Genomic DNA, 14,550 nt, shown 5'->3' on the forward strand with positions numbered 1-14,550 from the left:
GTCGAAATCTCAGTTGGGATGATGGTCATTGGAGGCATCGACGTTGCGCACCGGTTTGTGTGGAGTGGGCGTGCCCGGGTCGCTTTGCCGAGTCACCTGCGGCGACTGCTTTGGGTGGGCACTGAAGGATTGCAACGGCATATTGCCCGGCAGGGGCGTGGGCGGCGGCCTGAGTTGGGCACCATGATCCTCGAGCACTGCCGACTGGATATTCCGCACCAGGGGCGATGGCATGACTTCCGACGGAACGTTCAGCAGGCCGAGGCGACGCAGTCGCTGGCCGTGGGTGAGACTGCTGGTGAGCTTGACCAGCGGTGCCGACAGCATCAGGCCGACCCATACCGGAGCCAACCACCAGAAGAACACCGGCGCCAGGGCAAAAGTGGCGTAGGCCAAGCCCGCTCCGAGCAGAGTCGCGACCCAGGTGTGAAGAAAAGCGTCCTTCCAGGGAACGGAGCGGCCCTCGCGTACCTGGGCGTCCCAGCTGACTTTATGGCCGCTCAGCACGCTCAGGATAAACAGGCTGTGAAAGGCCATCATGAGCGGGGCGATCAGGATGGCAATGGTAATTTCCAACAGCGTACTCAGCACTAGCCTGAACCTCCCACCAAAGGCCTCGGGCTGCTGGATGAAGGACAGCAGGAACCCCAGCATCTTCGGGAGGAGCAGGAGCACCACCGTACTGATAATCAGCGGAATGATCAGACCGGGAGTGGAGATCGGCCAGTCGGGAAAGAGCTGATAGCCGGCACTGAAGAAATCGTGTCTTCCCTGGGCACGGCCGATCGCGTCCACGGTGCTCACCACCAGCATCAATCCCCACAGCAGTGAGGTCAGGTAGGCCATGGCTCCGAACAAGAAATGGAAACGGCTTACGGGGTGAAGACCGGGAACGCCGAGCAATCGAAGATGCTGCATGTTGCCCTGGATCCAGCGTCGATCGCGCTTGGCGAAATCGAGGATATTGCTGGGGACTTCCTCATAACTTTCACCGACGTGCACATCCAGATGCACTTCCCAGCCGGTGCGACGCAACAGTGCCGCCTCGACGAAATCATGGCTGAGAATTTCACCCCCCAGGGGGGGGCGACCCGGGAGCTCAGGCAGACCGCAGCTTTCCATGAAGGCCTGGGTGCGAATGATGGCGTTATGGCCCCAGAAGTTAACGGTCTCGCCCTGCCAGAAACACTGCCCGGTTGCCAGTAACGGGCTGTGCAGGGCGGCGGCGAATTGCGTGAAGCGTCCAAACACACTGTCCGAGCGGATGGGGATCGGGATCGTCTGGATCAATCCGACCCTGGCGTTCGCTTGCATGGAAGCGACCAACGAAATCAGTGTCTGGCCCCCCATGATGCTGTCGGCATCAAGCACAATCATGTAATCGTAATGCCGGCCCCAGTGACGACAGAAATCCGTCAGGTTGCCGGCCTTGCGCCCCTGATTATTCTCGCGACGACGGTAATGAACGGTGAAATGCGGCGCGAGGCGTTGCTGTAGGGCGGCGATAGCGGCCTCTTCCTGGCGGGCGATCATGGCATCCTGGGTATCGCTGAGCACGAATGCCTCGAACCCGTCGGCGCCGGGCTGATCCAGCAAGGAGCGACAGGTGCTTTCCAGACCATTGGCGACGCGAACCGGGTCTTCGTTGTAGATCGGCATCACCAGCACGGTACGGTGTTCCCCAAGGTGCCGTGCCGTCGCCAGGAGAGCGACACCCGACAGGGTCAAGGGATCTCGATGCGTAAGCCGCAAGACGAAACCGATGATCGCCGTCCAGAAGGCGATCGTGATCCAGCCGAAGGTGATCACGAACAGGCCTAATACCACCGTCTGCAAGGGGGTGATGCCATTGACGCGCAGGATCTCGAACATCGCCCAACCACCTGAAGCCGTACTGGCAAGCACCAGCAGCGCGAATATCCAGCGTCTCGCGGCTAGCCAGGGGGCCCGTGTCGAAGAGCTAGCGTAGTTCATTGGGGTTCCACACAAAGTTCCAGGTTTCGGTGAGGGGACGGTCGCGCAGCATCAGCTTGAGGCGCATGTCTGTCGGGTTATCGCCGTCGGGCTGAAGACGAAACGTCGCGCGCCAGGTATTACCGTCGGGAAGCTGATGCACTTGCAGTTCGTGGAACTCGCCACTCGATATCTCGAGTGTAGCCGCTACGGGATGCGTGTCGTGCAGGGTGGATAATTCCGCCCCGCGAAAGTCGACCACGAACTGTCGCCGGCTGCGGGGCGGAGGGTCGCTCTGGCCGGGAATCGCCCCCCAGCCCTGGCGGGTGCTCACGACGCTGGCCAAGGGCTCTTCGGGCCGATTGGCATCGAAGGTGGCGATCCGGTAGCGGAAGGTTCGCTCTTCACCGGCGTGCAGCGGTTCTTCGGGGACCCAATAGGAGACGATATTGTCATTGGTTTCGGAGTCGCTGGGGATTTCGACCAGTTCCAGGCCGCCAGGGCCCCAGTCGCCGAGCGGAGTGATCCAGTGGCTGGGGCGACGCTCATAACGTGACTCCAGGTCCAGGTACTCGTCAAAGTCACGTTCGCGTTGCACGAGACCGAACCCCTGCGGATTCTCGTCGTTCAGCCGGCTGATGCGAAGTTCTCGCGGATTGATCAAGGGCCGCCATATCCACTCATCGGCATGGGTGTGCATCAACAGTCCCTGTGAGTCGTGTACCTGGGGGCGAAAGTCGTCCGCCGGGTTAGGGCTGACATCGCCGAACAAGAACATGCTGGTCAGTGGTGCTAATCCAAGCTTGTCCACGTCGCGTCGGGCGAATAGCCGGGCCGTCACCTCCACCTGGATATCACGCCCCGGGGCGATGTCGAAGCGGTAGGCGCCGGCCAGCGAAGGGCTGTCGAGCAGGGCGAGCACCGTCATGCTAGTGGCCTGTGCGGCCGGCTTGATCAGCCAGAACTCGCGGAAGGCCGGGAACTCTTCGCCGCGGGGCAGGGCGGTGTCGATAGCCAGGCCGCGTCCGGAGAGGCCATAGCCCTGGCCGCGGCCCACCAGGCGGAAGTAGGAGGCGCCGAGAAAGACCGCGAACTCGTCGTGATAGTCGGCCCGGTTGAGCGGGAAGTGCAGGCGGAAGCCGGCGTGGCCAGCGCCCGACAGGTCCTGCTTCGGGAGGTGCTCGGCCGCATCGTCGTAGCGAAAGCGCGCGGGGTCGAAGTCGAGCGACGTCACCTCGCCGTCCTCTACCGTATGCAGGTAGACCGGCGATTCGAACAGAAAGCCGGTGTGGAAGAGCTGTACCGAGAAGAGTCCCTCCTCGCCCCACAGCGCGGCCTCGGGACGGAAGCGAATCTGCCGATAGGTGTCGTAGTCCAGGTCGCGCAGGGCCTCGGGCAGCGCGCCCGTGCCAGCGTCATGAGCACGGCCGGCCAGCGCCTCGGCCTTTTCGGTGACGGTACCGAAGAGGGCATCGACCTGCCGGGGATCGGTCTCGGCGGCGGCCGGTAAAGCCAGCGATAGTGCCAGCACCGGCAGCAGCGCTATCGGTAAACAAGCGGCTAGACAGGGGTGTTGTCTCAGGGGCATCGCGTCTGTCTCCCGGGCTTCCTGACTCAGTGTTGTCTCGGACGGTGGATCCTGCACGCATGGCGGCCGCGGAGCTTGTGCGACAATCCCTGTACATAGTATGTCATAGGTACACAGTTTTCCCGTGAGCTACCATTTGAAGGTGTCCCGCCCCGTCCGCCCCGGCGGCCCGACCTCGAGGATACTTACTCGATGCTACAACTGCTGGGCGTTACCGTCCTGCTCAATCTGCTGCTACTGCTGCCACTCTGGCTGCGCTTCGGGGAGATCGCCACCCGCTGGATCGCCCTGGAGGCGGTGCTGCTGGGGGCCCTGCTGGCGCTGCTGCCGGCCGGTCGGCTGGGCTGGCTGCGCCCGCTGCTGACCCTCACCGTGCTGGTAGCGGTGCTCGCCGGCCTGGGGGATGCGGCTACCCACCTGGCCTTCGGGCGCTCGCTGAACCTCTACCTGGACCTGCCGCTGCTGCGCTCGGTGTTCCACCTGCTGGAGGGCAACCAGGATACCTGGCTGGCCTGGGCCGCCTCGCTCGCGGCCCTGCTGCTGATCGGCCTCGGCGGCTGGGCGCTGAATCTCGGACTGCGCGCCGGCCAACGGCAGACGCCTGGCGCCGCGATCACGCTTGTCGCCGCCCTGCTGCTGGTGGCCAGCACCGCGCTGATGGCGGCTCAGTGGCACCATCAGCGCTGGCTGCCCGTGGCGCGCGCGCCGGCCATGGATACCCTGCGCTTCCAGGGCCAGCAGCTGGTCGCGACCCATCGAGCCCACCGCGACTTCTCGGCGAGCATGGCGGCGGCGCCCACCCGAGCCACCGCGCTGCCGGGGCTCGCCGGGCGCGATGTGCTGCTGGTGTTCGTGGAGTCCTACGGGGAATCGTCGGTGTTCGATCCGCGTTTCGCCGAGGTGACAGTGCCGCGACTCGATGAGATGGCGCAGCGCCTGGGGGCCGCCGGGCTATCGGTGGCCACGGGGATGCTGGACGCGCCGATCCGCGGCGGCCAGTCCTGGCTGGCCCACGCCAGTACCCTGGGCGGGCTCGAGATCGACAACTCGCTCTGGTACCGACTGATGCTGGCAAGCGACAGGCCCACCCTGGTGGATGACTTCCGCGCCACCGGCCACCGGACCCTGACCGTGATGCCCGCCATCACCCTGGCCTGGCCCGAGGGCGAGGCCTATGGCTTCGACGAGATCCACGCCGCCGGAGACATCGATTACGCCGGGCCGCCCTTCAACTGGGTGACCATGCCCGACCAGTTCACCCTGCACCACTTCGAGCAGCAGATTCGCCGGCCCTTGGATGCGCCGCTGTTCGCCCAGGTCGCCCTGATCTCGAGCCATGCGCCCTGGACGCCGATCCTGCCGGTGCTCGACGACTGGGACGCGATTGGGGATGGCAGTATCTTCCACCAGTGGGAAGATACTGGCATCCCGCCCGACGTGCTCTGGCAGGACATCGAGCAAGTGAGAGAGCACTACGCGCTCTCGGTGGACTATTCGCTTGCAGTCAGCGCCCGCTGGGCGGCGGACCACCTGGGCGATGAGGCCCTGCTGATCCTGCTGGGCGACCACCAGGCCGCGCCGCTGATCATCGGCGAGGACGCCGGTTACGGGGTGCCGGTGCATGTTATCAGCGGTGATGCCGCCCTGCTCGAGCCCTTCCTGGCCCGCGGCTTCGTGCCCGGCATGCTGCCCGAGCCGGGTCCCGCAACCCACGGCCTGGACGCCCTGCGCGACTGGCTGCATGAGGACTTTAGTGAATGATGACGCCCGTGATCCTGGCCGGCGGCAACGGCGTGCGGCTCTGGCCGCTGTCGCGTCGGGCGCGCCCCAAGCAGTTTCTCTCCCTGGAGGACGATCACAGCCTGCTGGCCCGAACCCTGTCCCGGCTCGAGGGGCTGCCGGTCGCGCCGCCCATCGTCATCTGCCAGGAGGCACACCGCTTCCTGGCGGCCGAGCAGCTGCGCCAGGCCGGCATCGAGGGGGCGACCCTGCTGCTCGAGCCCGAGGGGCGCGGCACCGCTCCGGCCATCGCCCTGGCGGCCCTGCTGGCCCAGCGCGAGGGGTGCGAGGGGCCGCTGCTGGTGCTGCCCTCGGACCATCACCTGGGCGATGACACTGCCTTCCGCGAGGCCCTGGTCCGCGCCGCCCGCCTGGCCGAGGAGGGGCGGCTGGTCACCTTCGGTGTGGTCCCGACCCGCGCCGAGACCGGCTACGGCTACCTGCAGGCCGGTGACCCCCTGGGCGGCGAGGGTTTCGTGGTGGCGCGCTTCGTCGAGAAGCCCGTGGCCGCCCGGGCCGAGGGCTTTCTGGCAGCCGGTGATCACTACTGGAACAGCGGGATCTTCATGCTGCGCCCGGCGGATGCCCTGGCGGCTTTGGCGACCCACGCCCCGGCGATCCTCGACGCCTGCCGCGAGGCCCTGGCGGGTGCCGCGACCGACCTGGACTTCCTGCGCCCCGCACAAGCGGCCTTCCTGTCGTGCCCCGCGGAGTCCATCGATGTGGCGGTGATGGAGCGCACCGACCGGGCGGCCATGGTGCCGCTGGACGCGGGCTGGAGCGACATTGGCTCCTGGCAGGCGCTGTGGGAGGTGCTGCCCCATGACGACCAGGACAACGCCCTGCGCGGCGACGTCATCTGCGAGGCGAGTCGCGGTCTGCTGGTGCATGCGGAGTCGCGGCTGGTGGCGACCCTGGGGGTGGAGGACCTGGTGATCGTCGAGACCCGTGATGCGGTGCTGGTGGCCGACCGCGCCAGCAGCCAGGCGTTGCGCGGGCTGGTCGAGCGCCTCGAGGCCGGCGGCCGCCCGGAGACCCGCCAGAGCCGCACGGTCTTCCGCCCCTGGGGCCACTACGAGACGGTGGACGGGGGCGAGCGCCACCAGGTCAAGCACCTCACGGTGAAGCCCGGCGGGCGGCTGTCGCTGCAGCTGCACCACCATCGCGCCGAGCACTGGATCGTGGTCAGCGGCACCGCCCGGGTGACCCTGGACGACGAGACCTTTCTGGTGGGGGAGAACGAATCGACCTTCATCCCCGTGGGCCGGGTGCATTGCCTGGAGAACCCCGGGCTGATTCCCCTGGAGCTGATCGAGGTGCAGTCCGGGAGCTACCTGGGCGAGGACGACATCGTCCGCCTGGACGACCGCTACGGACGAGAGTAAATCGCCTAGTAGAGTCGGAACCGACGGTGCTCGGGATGGCCTTCCTGCTGCTGTATTACCTTGCGATAGCGCTTGTACTCCCACTGGTACTGCGCCGGGTCCAGGGCGATGGAGGCCTCCACGCAGGCGTTGACGCCGGTGGCGGACTCGATCTCGTCCGGCGAGTAGACGCGCTCATCGGCGGACAGGAAGTGGATCTCGAAGCCACGACCGGGAATTCGCCTGGCGACACCGGTGACCACTCGGGCCTCGGTGCGTGCCACCAGCTTGGGCAGCAGGGTGGCGGTATAGGCGAGCCGGCCGTAGAAGGGGGCGAAGACGCCGCTGCCCCAGTCCGGCTCCTGGTCGGGCAGGATGCCGATCGCCTCGCCGCGCTTGAGTGCCTTGAGCAGGGCGGCCACGCCGCGGGGATTGGTGGGCACCAGGCTCGCCCCCATGCGCTCGCGCCCATGGCGCGTCACGGCGTCGAGCTCGTCGATCTTGGGCGGCTCGTACATGGCGGTGAAGGGAAAGTGGCTGGAGAGCCAGAAGTTGAGCACCTCCCAGTTGCCGAAGTGCGGCGCCAGCACGATCACTCCGCGGCCCTCGGCGCGGGCCTCGTCGAGCAGCTCGCGGCCGTGCACGGCCAGGATCGCGGCCTCGACCCGCTCGGGGTCGCCCATCCAGGCGAAGCCCAACTCCAGCATGGTGGCGGTGGAGTGGGTCAGGCTCGCTCGTGCCAGCCGGCGCCGTTCTGCCCCATCCTGGTCGGGGAAGACCTGGTCCAGATTGATCTCGGTGACCTCGCGCTCGCGGCGGCTTAAGCGGTGCACCAGCGGTCCTGCAATCCGTGACAGGTGCCACAGGGTGACCAGCCGTCGGCCGGACAGCGCCTTCCACAGCCCGGCAATGGCACGGGCTCGACGGGGATGGGAGTGGGAGCGGGTCTCGGCCATATCGCCTGGTCCTTGCCTAGAACAGCCAGGTGTCCACGTTGTCCGGCGCGCGCTTCTCCTGCAGGCCGCGGAAGCCCTTAACGCAGCGCACGATCAGCCATACGGCCAGGGCGATCAGCAGCGGGATACCGATGGCGACCAGCACCAGAAGGGAGGCGATGGTGGCGTAGAGCAGGCCGATCCAGAAGGTGCGGATCTGGTAGCGGTAGTGCTCGTCGAGCCAATCGGTGCCCTTGCCGCGATAGACGTAGGCGATCACCACGCCGATGATCGAGGTGAAGCCCACCACGAAGCTGGCCAGGTAGAGCGCATAGACCACCATGGGCATCGTGGTGTCGGGGGACTTGCGTGGATCGATGATGACGTTGTTGTTCTGGATCCTGTCGTTCTGGACCCCGTCATTCCGGGAATCGTCGGTCATGGGTCGTCCCTGAAGATGGGCGAGTGTCAGGCGCCCATGATACCGGCCGCCGGACACAATGCCACCGGTGGCTGGGCGGAGGATTCAATCGCCGGCGTCTTCCGTGGGGCTCTCCTGGCGCTGGGGGCGGCTGATCTCGATCAGGTTGCCGTCCGGGTCGCGCAGGTAGAGCGACTCCAGCATGCCGGTGGCGCCCTGGCGGGGAACCGGCCCGAGCTCCACGTCCACCTCCAGCGCCTCCAGGTGGCGGGCCACCTCGTCGAGGGGCAGCAGGCTGCGCAGGCAGATGTCGATGCTGCCCGGGGTGGGGGTCGCCGCCCGGGGCTCGATGTCGGTGGCGGTCCAGTGCAGGCGCAGGGCGAGGTCGCCGAGGATCAGATCGACGCGCTCGCGGTCGCGATAGCGCACCTCCAGCCCCAGCACCCGGGAGTAGAAGTCCACGGCACGGGAAATGTCGGTCACGGTAATGACCAGGTGGTCCAGACCTGACAGCATTCACAACTCCTTGATCTTATCCCCAGTAAGGGAAGAATGTTATGGCACAGAGGATACGACGATGCCGACCTGCCCGCTATGCGCATCTGACGACACAGCCTGCTACCACCGCGATGCGCGTCGTGAGTACCACCAGTGCCACCGCTGCGCCCTGGTGTTCGTGCCGCCGGCCTTCCGGTTGGGCCCGGAGGAGGAGCGGGCGGTCTACGACCAGCACGAGAACTCGCCGGACGACCCCGGCTATCGCCGCTTCCTGTCGCGGCTCTGCGACCCGCTGCGCGAGCGGCTCGCCCCCGGCGCCCGGGGGCTCGACTTCGGCGCCGGCCCCGGGCCGACGCTCTCGGTGATGTTCGAGGAGGCGGGACATCCCATGGCGATCTATGACCCCTTCTATGCCCTCGACGCCGGGGTGTTCGAGCAGACCTACGACTTTATTACCGCCACCGAAGTGGTCGAGCATCTGTTCGAGCCGGGCCGTGAACTCTCCCGCCTGGTCGGCCTGCTGCGCCCCGGCGGATGGCTGGGGCTGATGACCAAGCGGGTCACCGACCGGGGTGCGTTCGCGGGCTGGCACTATATCCTCGACCCCACCCATGTGGCCTTCTTCAGCGAGGCGACCTTCCGCTGGCTGGCCGATGAACTCGGCATGACGGTGGCGTTTCCCGCCGCCGATGTGGTGCTGCTGCAGAAGCACTGAGGCGCGAGGCGCGAGGCGGTTGCGGTGTGCCTTGGATGATCTTTCCGAGTTATCGAGAGTTGGCGGATGAAAATTTCGCCTTCGTGGCGCCCGGTCTGGAAAGCGATTGACTCGCCGCCAATCGGGCGTATGATTCCCGCGCTCTGATTATCCCGCCGGTGCCCGAGGCGCCGCATCCGGTCCGCCGGGCAGGCGAGATGTCTCGCGTTCTGCCACCCTTTCCGTCTTCCCTCTCGCTGTGAGGCATGCAATGTCGCGGCAACTGCTGACCATGGCCCTGGCGCCGCTGCTCGGGCTCTTCATCCTGGGCATCGGCAACGGCTTTCTGGCCACCGTGATCACCCTGCGCCTGGACGCCGCCGGCGAGTCGGCGGTGGTGATCGGCTGGGTCTCCTCGGCCTACTTCATCGGCCTGGCGCTGGGGGCCATGCTCAACGACCGCCTGCTGCTGCGCATCGGCCATATCCGAGCCTACGGCAGCTTCGCCTCGCTTGTGGCGGTCACCGTGCTGCTGCAGGGGCTGGTGGATCATCCCTGGGCCTGGTTCGCGCTGCGCCTGATCGGCGGCTGGGCCACGGTGGGGGTCTACCTGGTCATCGAGAGCTGGTTGCTCACCGCCGGTGAGCAGAAGGTGCGCGGGCGCCTGCTGGCGCTCTACATGATCTCGCTGTACGCCGCCGGGGTGCTCGGCCAGCTGCTGCTGGGCGTCACCGAGGCCATGGGTGGGGCGGCCTCCTTCATGGTGATCGCCATGCTGGCCTCGCTCTCCGTGCTGCCCATGGCGATGATCCCGCGAGTCTCGCCGCTGATCGAGAAGGCCGAGCCGCTGCCGCCCCATCGCCTGATCACCCTGACCCCCACCGGGGTGATGGGCAGCTTCGGCTCCGGCATCGCGGTGGCCGCGGTCTACTCTCTGCTACCACTCTACCTGCAGCGCACCGGCTTCTCGGTGGATCGGATCGGACAGATGATGGCGGTGGTGGTGCTCGGTGCCATGCTGCTGCAGTACCCGGTGGGGCGCTGGTCGGATCGTCACGACCGCCAGCTGGTGTTGATCATCATCGGCGCCTCCTGCGCGCTGATCTCCGCGGCGATCCTGTGGCTACCGATGTCCCCCTGGCTGCTGGCGGGGCTGCTGTTCCTGCTCGGCGGCGGGGTCTTCTCGCTCTACCCGGTGGCGGTGGGCCATGCGGCCGACCGCGCCCCGGCCGGCGCCCTGGTGCGTATGAGCCAGGGCTTGCTGTTGATCAACGCCATCGGTTCGGCGCTCAGCCCGCCGCTGATCTCGCCGGTGATGGGTGTTCTTGGCGATGCCGGCCTGTTCTGGAGCTTCGGTGCCCTGGGCCTGTTCCTGGTGGCCTTCTTCGGCTGGCGCCGCAGCGTGCGCCCGGCGCCGGTGCCGGTGGCGCCGTTCTCGCCCTCCACGCCGATGTCCTCGGCGGGGGCCGAACTGGCGGTCACCGAGGAGCAGCTGCAGGGGGCGGTCGAGCATGAGCACATGGAGGATCTCTCGGGGGTGGTGCCCGAGGTGGAGGTGGCCGAGCCGATGGTCGGCCCGCCGCCGGCCGATGAGTCGCATGTGGCCTACTTCGACGAGACCGTGGAAGGTGTCCAGGACGAGCCCAGCCAGGCCGAACTGCCCGGTTTCGAGCCGCTGCCCGGTCGGGGGTGAAGCCAGCCCCGACCGCGGCTAAGACCTTGGGATAATGGCTGGCGAAAAGTAGGGAATCTACTATCGCCGTTATCATTTTCCCCCGAGGTGCTTCGATGATCCCCTTTGCCGCCCCCGTTCGCGACATCCGCTTCGTGTTGGAGGAGCTGCTCGAGCATGGCTCGCTCTCGCTGCCCGGCTTCGAGGAGGCCAGCCCCGATCTGGTGGAGGCGGTGCTGGAGGAGGCCGCCAGACTGGCCGGCGAGGTGTGGGCCCCGCTCAACGCCAGCGGCGATCGCCAGGGCTGCACCCGTCGCGCCGACGGCGGCGTGACCCTGCCCGACGGCTTCATCGAGGCCTATCAGGCCTACGCCGAGGGCGGCTGGAACGGCATCGGCGTCAGCGAGGCGCTGGGCGGCCAGGGACTTCCCGAGGTGGTGGCCAGCGCCGTGCAGGAGATGCTGCACGGTGCCAACATGGCGCTTGGGCTGTGCCCCATGCTCACTGCCGGCGCCATCGAGGCCCTGGCCCATCACGGCAGCGACGAGCAGCGGGCCACCTATCTGCCGAAGCTGGTGGAGGGCACCTGGACCGGCACCATGAATCTCACCGAGCCCCAGGCCGGCTCGGATCTTTCCAAGGTGCGCACCCGTGCCGTGCCCAGCGAGGATGGCGCCGGCCAGTATCGGCTGTTCGGTCAGAAGATTTACATCACCTGGGGCGAGCACGACGCCGCCGAGAACATCATCCATCTGGTGCTGGCACGCAAGCCCGATGCCCCCGAGGGCAACAAGGGCATTTCGCTGTTCCTGGTGCCCAAGTTTCTGGTCAATGCCGACGGCAGCCTGGGCGAGCGCAACGACGTCACCTGCGCCTCCATCGAGCACAAGCTGGGCATCCACGGCTCGCCTACCTGCACCCTGAGCTTCGGCGAGAACGACGGCGCCATCGGCTATCGGGTAGGCGAGGAGGGACGCGGCCTCAACCACATGTTCACCATGATGAACGAGGCGCGCCACAAGGTGGGGATCCAGGGCATCGGCGTGGCCGAGCGCGCCTGCCAGCACGCCTTCGCCTACGCCCTGGAGCGCACCCAGGGCCGCAGCCCGCGCTCCGGCCGCAGCGACTGCCCCATCAGCGACCACCTGGACGTGCGACGCATGCTGCTCTCCATGCGGGCCCGCACCGACGCCCTGCGTGCGCTGGCCCTCTATTGCGCCGCCCAGCTCGACCTGGCCCGCCATGCGGCTGACGAGAGCGAGCGCGTCGCCGCCCAGGCGCGGGTCGACGTGCTGATCCCGGTGGTCAAGGCCTTCTCCACCGACCAGGCCGTGGAGATCGCCTCCCACGGCGTGCAGGTGCATGGCGGCATGGGCTACATCGAGGAGACCGGCGCCGCCCAGTTGCTGCGCGACGCCCGCATCGCGCCCATCTACGAGGGCACCAACGGCATCCAGGCCCTGGACCTGGCCGGTCGCAAGCTGCAGCGCGACGGCGGAGCGGCCCTCGAAGGGTTGATCGGTGACGTCGAGGCCACCGCCGCGGCGCTCCGTGAAAACGGCGAGCTAGCCGCCCTGGGCGAGAGCCTGGCCGGTGGCGCCGCCGACCTGCGCGCCGCCATGGCCGCGGTGCTCGAGGCGGGTGCCGACCCCGAGAGCGGTGCCGATGCCGTTCAGGCCTACGCCACCCCCTTCCTCAACCTGGCCGGCCACGTGCTGTGCGCCTGGCAGATGGGCGAGGCGGCGCTGGCGGCCAGCGCGGCCATCGCCGAGGGCCGCGATGAGCCCGGACGGCCGGACCCCTTCTATCAGGCCAAGTGCCAGAGCGCCGACTATGCTATCCGCCAGTGGCTGCCGGTGGGTCGCGCCCAGCGCGCGGTGATCGAGGCCGGCATGGCGAGCCTGGCCGCCTTCGACGCCGCCGCCCACTGACCCCTCCTCGATTCGCCGCCGGCCCCGCGCCGGCGGCGATCCTTGCAAACCAGATTCCACGCCATGCCACGGAGCCAGCCATGAGCCAGAGCATCTTCGAACAGGGCCTGCCCAAGACCCCCGCCAACCATGTGGCGCTCTCGCCGCTCACCTTCATCGAGCGCACCGCCTCGGTCTATCCGGATTACCCGGCGGTGGTCTACGGCGAGATCCGCCGCGACTGGGGCACTACCTGGGAGCGCTGCCGACGGCTCGCCTCGGCGCTGGAGACGCGCGGCGTCCAGCCCGGCCAGGCGGTGGCGGCGATGCTGCCCAATGTGCCGGCGATGTTCGAGGCCCACTTCGGCGTGCCCCTGGCGGGCTGCGTGCTCAACACCCTGAACATCCGCCTGGATGCCGACGCCATCGCCTACATGCTCGAGCACGGCGAGGCGAAGGCGATCCTGGTCGATCCGGAGTTCGCCGACGTGATCGAGGAGGCGGTGGCCAGGCTCGACAACAAGCCGCTGATCATCGACGTGGCGGACGAGCAGTTCATGCCCGAGGGCCGCGCGATCGGCGAACTCGAATACGAGGCGCTGCTGGCCGAGGGCGACCCGGCCTATCCCTATCGGCTGCCCGACGACGAGTGGCAGGCAATCTCGCTCAACTACACCTCCGGGACCACCGGCAAGCCCAAGGGGGTGGTCTACCACCATCGCGGCGCCTATCTCAACGCCGTCAGCAATATCCTGGTGTGGGCGATGCCCCACCACCCGGTCTACCTCTGGACCCTGCCGATGTTTCACTGCAACGGCTGGTGCTTCCCCTGGACCATCGCCGCCACCGCCGGTACCAATGTCTGCCTGCGCAAGGTGGAGGCCAAGAAGGTCATGGACCTGATCGCCGACGAGGGGGTCAGCCACTTCAGTGGCGCCCCCATCGTGCTCAACGGCCTGGTCAACCTGCCGGAGGAGCAGAAGCGGGACTTCGATCATCCGGTGAAGGTCACCACCGCCGGGGCCGCGCCGCCCGCCTCGGTGATTGCCGGCGTGGAGACGCTGGGCATCGACGTGACCCACGTCTATGGCCTCACCGAGGTCTACGGCCCGGTGACCTCCTGCGCCTGGCGTGAGGCCTGGAACGACCTGCCCATGGAGGAGCGGGCCAAGCTCAAGTCTCGCCAGGGCGTGCGCTACCCCATGCTGGAAGCGCTCTGCGTGGCCGATCCCAACACCCTGGAACCGGTGCCCAAGGACGGCGAGACCATCGGCGAGATCCTGATGCGCGGCAACAACATGATGAAGGGCTACTTGAAGAATGAGGCGGCCACCGAGCAGGCCATGGAGGGCGGCTGGTACCATACCGGCGACCTGGCCGTGTGGCATGCCGACGGCTATATCGAGATCAAGGATCGCTCCAAGGACATCATCATCTCCGGGGGCGAGAACATCTCCACCATCGAGGTGGAGGACGCCATCTACTCGCACCCCGCGGTGGAAGAGGCCGCGGTGGTGGCCAAGCCCGACGAGAAGTGGGGCGAGACCCCCTGCGCCTTCGTCAAGCTCAAGGTGGGCTACGGCGAGGTCACCGAGGCCGATATCATCGCTCACTGCCGCGAGCGCCTGGCGGGTTTCAAGGCGCCGAAGACGGTGATCTTCACCGACCTGCCCAAGACCTCCACCGGCAAGATCCAGAAGTTCGTGCTGCGAGAAGAAGCGCGCAAGCAGTAACCC

General features: G+C 67.3%; 11 protein-coding genes. 6 read left to right on the top strand and 5 right to left on the bottom strand.

Annotated features, from left to right (window positions below; translation table 11 throughout):
- Window positions 1–9 precede the first annotated feature (9 nt).
- Window positions 10–1,974 (bottom strand): glucans biosynthesis glucosyltransferase MdoH, encoded by a 1,965-nt coding sequence (mdoH, locus tag ACM26W_RS06245; RefSeq protein WP_416139973.1) that lies wholly within the window; start codon window positions 1,972–1,974, stop codon window positions 10–12.
- Window positions 1,961–3,541: a glucan biosynthesis protein gene (locus ACM26W_RS06250; RefSeq protein ID WP_416139974.1), complete on the bottom strand. Its 1,581-nt coding sequence runs from the start codon at window positions 3,539–3,541 to the stop codon at window positions 1,961–1,963. Before ACM26W_RS06250 ends, mdoH begins: the two co-directional genes overlap by 14 nt.
- A gap of 192 nt (window positions 3,542–3,733) precedes the next feature.
- Here ACM26W_RS06250 and ACM26W_RS06255 point away from each other — a divergent pair, with 192 nt between their 5' ends.
- On the top strand, window positions 3,734–5,302 hold the full coding sequence (locus ACM26W_RS06255) for an alkaline phosphatase (RefSeq protein WP_416139975.1): 1,569 nt from the start codon (window positions 3,734–3,736) through the stop codon (window positions 5,300–5,302).
- Complete coding sequence (locus ACM26W_RS06260; RefSeq protein ID WP_416139976.1) at window positions 5,299–6,705, top strand: mannose-1-phosphate guanylyltransferase/mannose-6-phosphate isomerase; 1,407 nt, start codon at window positions 5,299–5,301, stop codon at window positions 6,703–6,705. Before ACM26W_RS06255 ends, ACM26W_RS06260 begins: the two co-directional genes overlap by 4 nt.
- Window positions 6,706–6,710: 5 nt before the next feature.
- Here ACM26W_RS06260 and ACM26W_RS06265 read toward each other — a convergent pair whose 3' ends face one another.
- From ACM26W_RS06265 to ACM26W_RS06275, 3 genes are all read right to left on the bottom strand, one after another.
- A complete protein-coding gene (locus ACM26W_RS06265; protein WP_416139977.1) occupies window positions 6,711–7,640 on the bottom strand; it encodes a lysophospholipid acyltransferase family protein in 930 nt (309 codons plus the stop codon).
- A 16-nt stretch (window positions 7,641–7,656) separates the two neighbouring features.
- Window positions 7,657–7,968 carry a DUF4870 family protein gene (locus tag ACM26W_RS06270; RefSeq protein ID WP_416140828.1) on the bottom strand — a complete coding sequence of 104 codons (312 nt, stop codon included), beginning with the start codon at window positions 7,966–7,968 and terminating at the stop codon, window positions 7,657–7,659.
- 177 nt (window positions 7,969–8,145) lie between these two features.
- Window positions 8,146–8,556, bottom strand: a complete 411-nt coding sequence (locus ACM26W_RS06275; RefSeq protein ID WP_416139978.1) for a VOC family protein — start codon at window positions 8,554–8,556, stop codon at window positions 8,146–8,148.
- Between the two features lie 61 nt (window positions 8,557–8,617).
- Between ACM26W_RS06275 and ACM26W_RS06280 the strand changes: the two genes are divergently transcribed.
- From ACM26W_RS06280 to ACM26W_RS06295, 4 genes are all read left to right on the top strand, one after another.
- On the top strand, window positions 8,618–9,253 hold the full coding sequence (locus ACM26W_RS06280; protein ID WP_416139979.1) for a class I SAM-dependent methyltransferase: 636 nt from the start codon (window positions 8,618–8,620) through the stop codon (window positions 9,251–9,253).
- A 250-nt stretch (window positions 9,254–9,503) separates the two neighbouring features.
- Window positions 9,504–10,925 (top strand): MFS transporter, encoded by a 1,422-nt coding sequence (locus ACM26W_RS06285; RefSeq protein ID WP_416139980.1) that lies wholly within the window; start codon window positions 9,504–9,506, stop codon window positions 10,923–10,925.
- A 95-nt stretch (window positions 10,926–11,020) separates the two neighbouring features.
- Window positions 11,021–12,835: an acyl-CoA dehydrogenase gene (locus ACM26W_RS06290; RefSeq protein ID WP_416139981.1), complete on the top strand. Its 1,815-nt coding sequence runs from the start codon at window positions 11,021–11,023 to the stop codon at window positions 12,833–12,835.
- 80 nt (window positions 12,836–12,915) lie between these two features.
- Window positions 12,916–14,547 carry an acyl-CoA synthetase gene (locus tag ACM26W_RS06295; protein ID WP_416139982.1) on the top strand — a complete coding sequence of 544 codons (1,632 nt, stop codon included), beginning with the start codon at window positions 12,916–12,918 and terminating at the stop codon, window positions 14,545–14,547.
- The last annotated feature ends 3 nt before the right edge of the window (window positions 14,548–14,550 follow it).

The sequence above is a fragment of the Halomonas sp. HK25 genome, assembly GCF_047795635.1.
Classification (GTDB): domain Bacteria; phylum Pseudomonadota; class Gammaproteobacteria; order Pseudomonadales; family Halomonadaceae; genus Halomonas.

What these genes read in the sequence shown, in the direction of transcription:
- ACM26W_RS06275 (WP_416139978.1), bottom strand. Translation starts at nt 8,556, where the DNA reads ATGCTGTCAGGTCTGGACCACCTGGTCATTACCGTGACCGACATTTCC.
- ACM26W_RS06255 (WP_416139975.1), top strand. Translation starts at nt 3,734, where the DNA reads ATGCTACAACTGCTGGGCGTTACCGTCCTGCTCAATCTGCTGCTACTG.
- ACM26W_RS06260 (WP_416139976.1), top strand. Translation starts at nt 5,299, where the DNA reads ATGATGACGCCCGTGATCCTGGCCGGCGGCAACGGCGTGCGGCTCTGG.
- ACM26W_RS06295 (WP_416139982.1), top strand. Translation starts at nt 12,916, where the DNA reads ATGAGCCAGAGCATCTTCGAACAGGGCCTGCCCAAGACCCCCGCCAAC.
- ACM26W_RS06270 (WP_416140828.1), bottom strand. Translation starts at nt 7,968, where the DNA reads ATGCCCATGGTGGTCTATGCGCTCTACCTGGCCAGCTTCGTGGTGGGC.
- ACM26W_RS06285 (WP_416139980.1), top strand. Translation starts at nt 9,504, where the DNA reads ATGTCGCGGCAACTGCTGACCATGGCCCTGGCGCCGCTGCTCGGGCTC.
- ACM26W_RS06265 (WP_416139977.1), bottom strand. Translation starts at nt 7,640, where the DNA reads ATGGCCGAGACCCGCTCCCACTCCCATCCCCGTCGAGCCCGTGCCATT.
- ACM26W_RS06250 (WP_416139974.1), bottom strand. Translation starts at nt 3,541, where the DNA reads ATGCCCCTGAGACAACACCCCTGTCTAGCCGCTTGTTTACCGATAGCG.
- mdoH (WP_416139973.1), bottom strand. Translation starts at nt 1,974, where the DNA reads ATGAACTACGCTAGCTCTTCGACACGGGCCCCCTGGCTAGCCGCGAGA.
- ACM26W_RS06280 (WP_416139979.1), top strand. Translation starts at nt 8,618, where the DNA reads ATGCCGACCTGCCCGCTATGCGCATCTGACGACACAGCCTGCTACCAC.
- ACM26W_RS06290 (WP_416139981.1), top strand. Translation starts at nt 11,021, where the DNA reads ATGATCCCCTTTGCCGCCCCCGTTCGCGACATCCGCTTCGTGTTGGAG.